The following is a 4,926-nucleotide window of genomic DNA, read 5'->3' as shown; positions in this document are numbered from 1 at the left end:
CATCTCGGGTGCGGTTGCCGGCCTGGTCGCGGTGACGCCGGCTTCCGGCTTCGTCAACCCGACCGGTGCCTTCATCGTCGGCATCGTCGCAGGCGTCGTCTGCTACCTCTCGGCGGTCAAGGTCAAGCACATGTTCGGCTATGACGACTCGCTCGACGCCTTCGGCGTGCATGGCGTCGGCGGTGTGGTCGGCGCTCTGCTCACCGGCGTGCTCGCCGACCCGGCGATCAACAGCCTCGGCGCAGGTGCTTCGCTCGGCAAGCAGATCTACGGCGTTGCCGTCACCATCGTGTGGACCGGCATTGCCACCTTCGTGCTCCTCTACATCGTCAAGGCGCTTGTCGGCCTGCGCCCGACGACCCAGGAAGAGGTCGAAGGCCTCGACATCTCCCAGCATGGCGAAGTGGTGCCGTAAGGGCGGAACCCTCCTCCCGCCGGCCCCATATCTCCACGCAATTCCGAATGGAAAGCGCTGCACAGTTCTCCTGGAATTGCTTTGAAAGATCCCGTCGTGACGCTCCCGAAAGGAGTTCACGCATTGAGGCCCGGATCGCATCCGGGCCTCTTTTTTTGGCAAGCCATTCCGGCAATGCCCGGCTTCACGCAATCACGTTCGCGTGATCATGTTTTTTGAGGAAACAACGACCGCTCTGGTTCCGAACCGTGGGGACGATCGTCGTTCTGACGCTCGTGCCAAACAACAGGGAAGGAAACCATCTCATGAACCTCAAGAACATCTGTCTCGGAGCGCTTGCTCTTTCCATGATCGGCGGCGTGGCGTTTGCCGGTGCTCTGGACGAGCCCGACAACATGGCGCCGTTCTTCACGGATTCCGGCATGAAAACCATGAAGCCGATGGCGGGCTTCAAGACAGCTTTCATGGCCATGCCGATGGAAAAGCAGGAAGCGATGAAGAAGGAATGCCAGGATGCGGCGATGAGCAAGCCGCATGCGGAATTCTGCGCCAATGTGCAGGCGCTCGGCGGCGCCAACTGATTTGCCGCGATCGGGCCGAGGCCCGATCTCCGTTCAGACGACCAATGGCGGGCCGGCAGCCCGCCATTGTTTCGTTCGATGGAGCTCCATCGGTCCGTCGTCCATCATTGCCTCATACGGCTCAACCGGCGGTAATGAGGTTTGAGCGTCTCAACCTCTTATAGTTAATGCGCCCTTAACCTTCCCACCGATAGTCTGAGACCCGAATCTGCCGGAGTGCGCCACGCACCCGGCGAGTCCACGACAGACGGGGAAGAGCATGCGTTCAGGGGCTTCAGCACCGCTCGCGCTGGCCGATACGGGGCACGGCATCCAGGCGTTCGCGCGGCGTCAGGTCGGGCGGCTGGTTGGCGTCGGCCTGTTCGCGCTGGCCGCCTTTGGCGTTGCCAGCCTTGCCACCTGGAATGTCGCCGATCCGAGTTTTTCCCACGCGACGAACAACTCCGTCACCAACGCCATGGGCTATGCGGGTGCCGTGTTCTCCGACCTCGCCATGCAGTTCTTCGGCCTCGCCGCCGTCGCCGCCCTGGTTCCGACGGTCATCTGGGGCTTCCTGCTGTTTTCCGCGCGCGGTGTCGACAGGCTGCCCAAGCGCGGGTTGTCCTGGTTCGGCTTCGCGCTGCTGGCCGCGGCGATGGTCGGCTGCGTGGTGCCGCCCAAGACCTGGCCGCTGCCCACCGGCCTCGGCGGCGTGTTCGGCGACATGGTGCTGAAGATCCCCGGTGTCGTCATCGGCGGCTATCCGACCGGGCTGATCGCCAGCATCATCGCCATCCTGCTGTCGGCGCCCGCACTGTGGCTCTTCGCCCATGGCTCGGCGCTGATCGGACGCAAGAACGGCTTTGCCGTGATGGAGGACGAGCCCGCCGTCGATCCGCGCGAGGACGACCTTTTGTTCGACAATGACGAGGACGAAGGCGACGAGGGCATCCTGGCGCTCGGCGCCATCACCCATTGGTGGCTGTCGCTGCGCGCGTGGATGCACCGCCGCGCCGTGCGCCGCAGGCAGGAGCGGGACGAGTACGAGCCGGAGATGGAGCAGCGCTCCACCGCCTGGCGCCGCGCCGCCGAACGGGTCGAATCGGCCGAGTTCGCCGAGCAGCGGATGAGCCAGGATGGCCGCGCCCGCGTCGAGCCGGAATTCTTCGCCGCCATGGTCAACGACCGCAGCGCCTCGCTCGACCCCGACGATGCCGATATCTTCGACGACCGCTTCGACAATGCGGGCGAGGATGCCGATTTCGACGATGAGCCTGTCGTGCAACGCCGAGGCGCGCCGACCGCCAAGGTACAGCCGTTCCGTTCCGATGCCGCCACGCGCGTCGAGGCGCCGGCGGCGCGCCCCGTGCCCGGCGCCCGTGTGCAGCGCGAGGCGCAGACATCGCTGATCGGCTCTGAAAAATTCGAAATGCCGTCGCTGCACTTCCTCTCCGAGCCGAAGAACGTGGTGCGCGACGCCAGCCTGTCCAAGGACGCGCTGGAACAGAACGCGCGCCTGCTCGAAGGCGTGCTGGAGGATTTCGGCGTCAAGGGCGAGATCATCGCCGTCCGTCCGGGTCCGGTCGTCACGCTCTATGAGCTCGAACCGGCGCCCGGCATCAAATCGTCGCGCGTCATCGGCCTGTCCGACGACATCGCCCGCTCGATGAGCGCCATCGCCTGCCGCGTCGCGGTGGTGCCCGGCCGCAACGCCATCGGCATCGAACTGCCGAACGCCAAGCGCGAAACCGTCTATCTCAGGGAGATCCTGGCCAGCCGCGACTTCGAGACGACGAAGGCCAAGCTGGCACTGGCGCTGGGCAAGACCATCAATGGCGAGGCGGTCATCGTCGACATCGCCAAGATGCCGCACGTGCTGGTCGCCGGCACCACCGGCTCGGGCAAGTCGGTCGCCATCAACACCATGATCCTGTCGCTGCTCTACCGGCTGACGCCGCAGGATTGCCGGCTGATCATGATCGATCCGAAGATGCTGGAACTCTCGGTCTATGACGGCATCCCGCATCTGCTGACGCCCGTCGTCACCGATCCGAAGAAGGCGGTGGTGGCGCTGAAATGGACCGTGCGCGAGATGGAGGACCGCTACCGCAAAATGTCCAAGGTCGGCGTGCGCAACATCGACGGCTTCAACGCCCGTGTCAGCCAGGCGGACAAGAAGGGTGAGAAGATCTCGCGCACCGTTCAGACCGGCTTCGACCGCCAGACCGGCGAGGCGATCTACGAGACCGAGAACCTCGATCTCGAGCCGATGCCTTATATCGTCGTCATCATCGACGAGATGGCCGACCTGATGATGGTCGCCGGCAAGGACATCGAAGGTGCCGTGCAGCGCCTGGCGCAGATGGCGCGCGCCGCCGGCATCCATGTCATCATGGCAACGCAGCGGCCGTCGGTCGACGTCATCACCGGCACCATCAAGGCCAATTTCCCGACCCGCATCTCCTTCCAGGTGACGTCGAAGATCGACAGCCGCACCATTCTGGGCGAGCAGGGCGCCGAGCAGCTGCTCGGCATGGGCGACATGCTCTACATGGCCGGCGGCGGCCGTATCCAGCGCGTGCACGGCCCGTTCGTCGCCGATGAAGAGGTCGAGAAGATCGTCGCGCATCTGAAGCTGCAGGGCGTGCCGGAGTATCTCGACGCCATCACCGAGGATGATGGCGAGGATGACGACGAGCCGTCAGGCAAGGGTGGAGCGAGCGGCGGTGGCGGCAACAGCAATTTCGAGGATTCCGACGATCCTTACGATCAAGCGGTCTCCGTGGTGCTGCGCGATGGCAAGGCCTCGACCAGCTATATCCAGCGCCGGCTGGGCATCGGCTATAACCGCGCTGCCTCGATCATCGAGAAGATGGAGAAGGAAGGTATCGTCGGCCCGGCCAACCATGCCGGCAAGCGCGAGATCCTGGTGCCGACCGAAGAGGACAAGTTCTGACCAGAAAGCCTGACCCTTGCGACATCCGGCAACCTTGAACCTTTCAAGGCGTTGAAGCGACCAAGGGACGCCCGACCCGCCAAATTTCAGCCCAACTGGGGGTCCAAGCACAGAACAACTCAGGAATCAGACGAGAGTGACCGACATGAAAAACGATCTTTCAGCGCTCAGCACATTTGCTCCATCCCGGCGTCAGTTGCTGGGCCTCGGTCTGGCGTTTGCAGGGGCGGCAGCCTTCAACGCGGTGCCCGGCTTCCAGGTGCTGGCCTCGGCGCAGGCGGCTGTGCCGGCCGCTGCGCAGAAGATCGCCGACCACTTTTCCTCGGTCAAATCGATGAGCGGCGAATTCGTGCAGTTCGGCCCCAAGGGCGAGCAGACCGGCGGCAAGTTCTTCCTCGAACGGCCGGGCAAGATCCGCTTCAACTACGACGGCTCTTCGAACTTCCGGGTGATTTCAGACGGCCAGTCGGTGGTCATCCTGAACAAGAGGCTCAACACGTCCGATCTCTATCCGCTGTCGAAGACACCCTTGAAGCTGCTGCTCGACAACAGGATCGACCTCTCCGGCGACCGCGTCAAAAGCGTCAAGCAGGAGGACGACCTCACAACCATCCAGCTCGCCGACAAATCGGTGTTCGGCAATTCGAAGATCACCATGATGTTCGATCCGAAAACCTTCGACTTGCGGCAGTGGACGATCACCGACGCGCAGGGCAAGGATACGACGGTGATGATCTTCAACACCAAGGAAGGCGTCAGCTTCGCGCCGGATACTTTCGCCATCGACTACACGGCGAACCGCGAGCTCAACACCAACAAGGCGCGCTAGCTTCAAACGCTCCAATAGCTGTGGAAAGCACCGGGCCGCGCCTCGTCGAGCGTTGCCCGGCTTGTCTTTGCGGCTTGCGGCTGGCAATTTCCCGGACCGACTCCGTCAAAAGGCGTCTTCCCCGCCGGGACCCATCGGTTCTGGCCGGTTGCACGCTGTCCTGGAT

3 protein-coding genes and 1 pseudogene are annotated in these 4,926 nt (G+C 63.6%); all 4 read left to right on the top strand.

Annotation, left to right across the window (positions count from 1 at the left end; translation table 11 throughout):
* Positions 1–415 (top strand): annotated as a pseudogene (locus EN884_RS25635) (ammonium transporter); the annotation flags it as partial.
* A 305-nt stretch (positions 416–720) separates the two neighbouring features.
* A complete protein-coding gene (locus tag EN884_RS25630; protein ID WP_063170403.1) occupies positions 721–996 on the top strand; it encodes a hypothetical protein in 276 nt (91 codons plus the stop codon).
* Between the two features lie 259 nt (positions 997–1,255).
* On the top strand, positions 1,256–3,931 hold the full coding sequence (locus EN884_RS25625) for a DNA translocase FtsK (RefSeq protein WP_063169525.1): 2,676 nt from the start codon (positions 1,256–1,258) through the stop codon (positions 3,929–3,931).
* 145 nt (positions 3,932–4,076) lie between these two features.
* Entirely contained in the window at positions 4,077–4,760 is a 684-nt protein-coding gene (locus tag EN884_RS25620; RefSeq protein ID WP_024505000.1) for an outer membrane lipoprotein carrier protein LolA, read from the top strand.
* Positions 4,761–4,926 lie beyond the last annotated feature (166 nt).

The sequence above is a fragment of the Mesorhizobium sp. M7A.F.Ca.AU.001.01.1.1 genome, from assembly GCF_004022735.1.
In the GTDB taxonomy this organism is placed as follows: Bacteria; Pseudomonadota; Alphaproteobacteria; order Rhizobiales; family Rhizobiaceae; genus Mesorhizobium; species Mesorhizobium ciceri.
The sequence above is the reverse complement of the archived record's forward strand: the minus strand, read 5'-3'. Positions and strand labels throughout refer to the sequence as shown.

What these genes read in the sequence shown, in the direction of transcription:
- EN884_RS25630 (WP_063170403.1), top strand. Translation starts at nt 721, where the DNA reads ATGAACCTCAAGAACATCTGTCTCGGAGCGCTTGCTCTTTCCATGATC.
- EN884_RS25620 (WP_024505000.1), top strand. Translation starts at nt 4,077, where the DNA reads ATGAAAAACGATCTTTCAGCGCTCAGCACATTTGCTCCATCCCGGCGT.
- EN884_RS25625 (WP_063169525.1), top strand. Translation starts at nt 1,256, where the DNA reads ATGCGTTCAGGGGCTTCAGCACCGCTCGCGCTGGCCGATACGGGGCAC.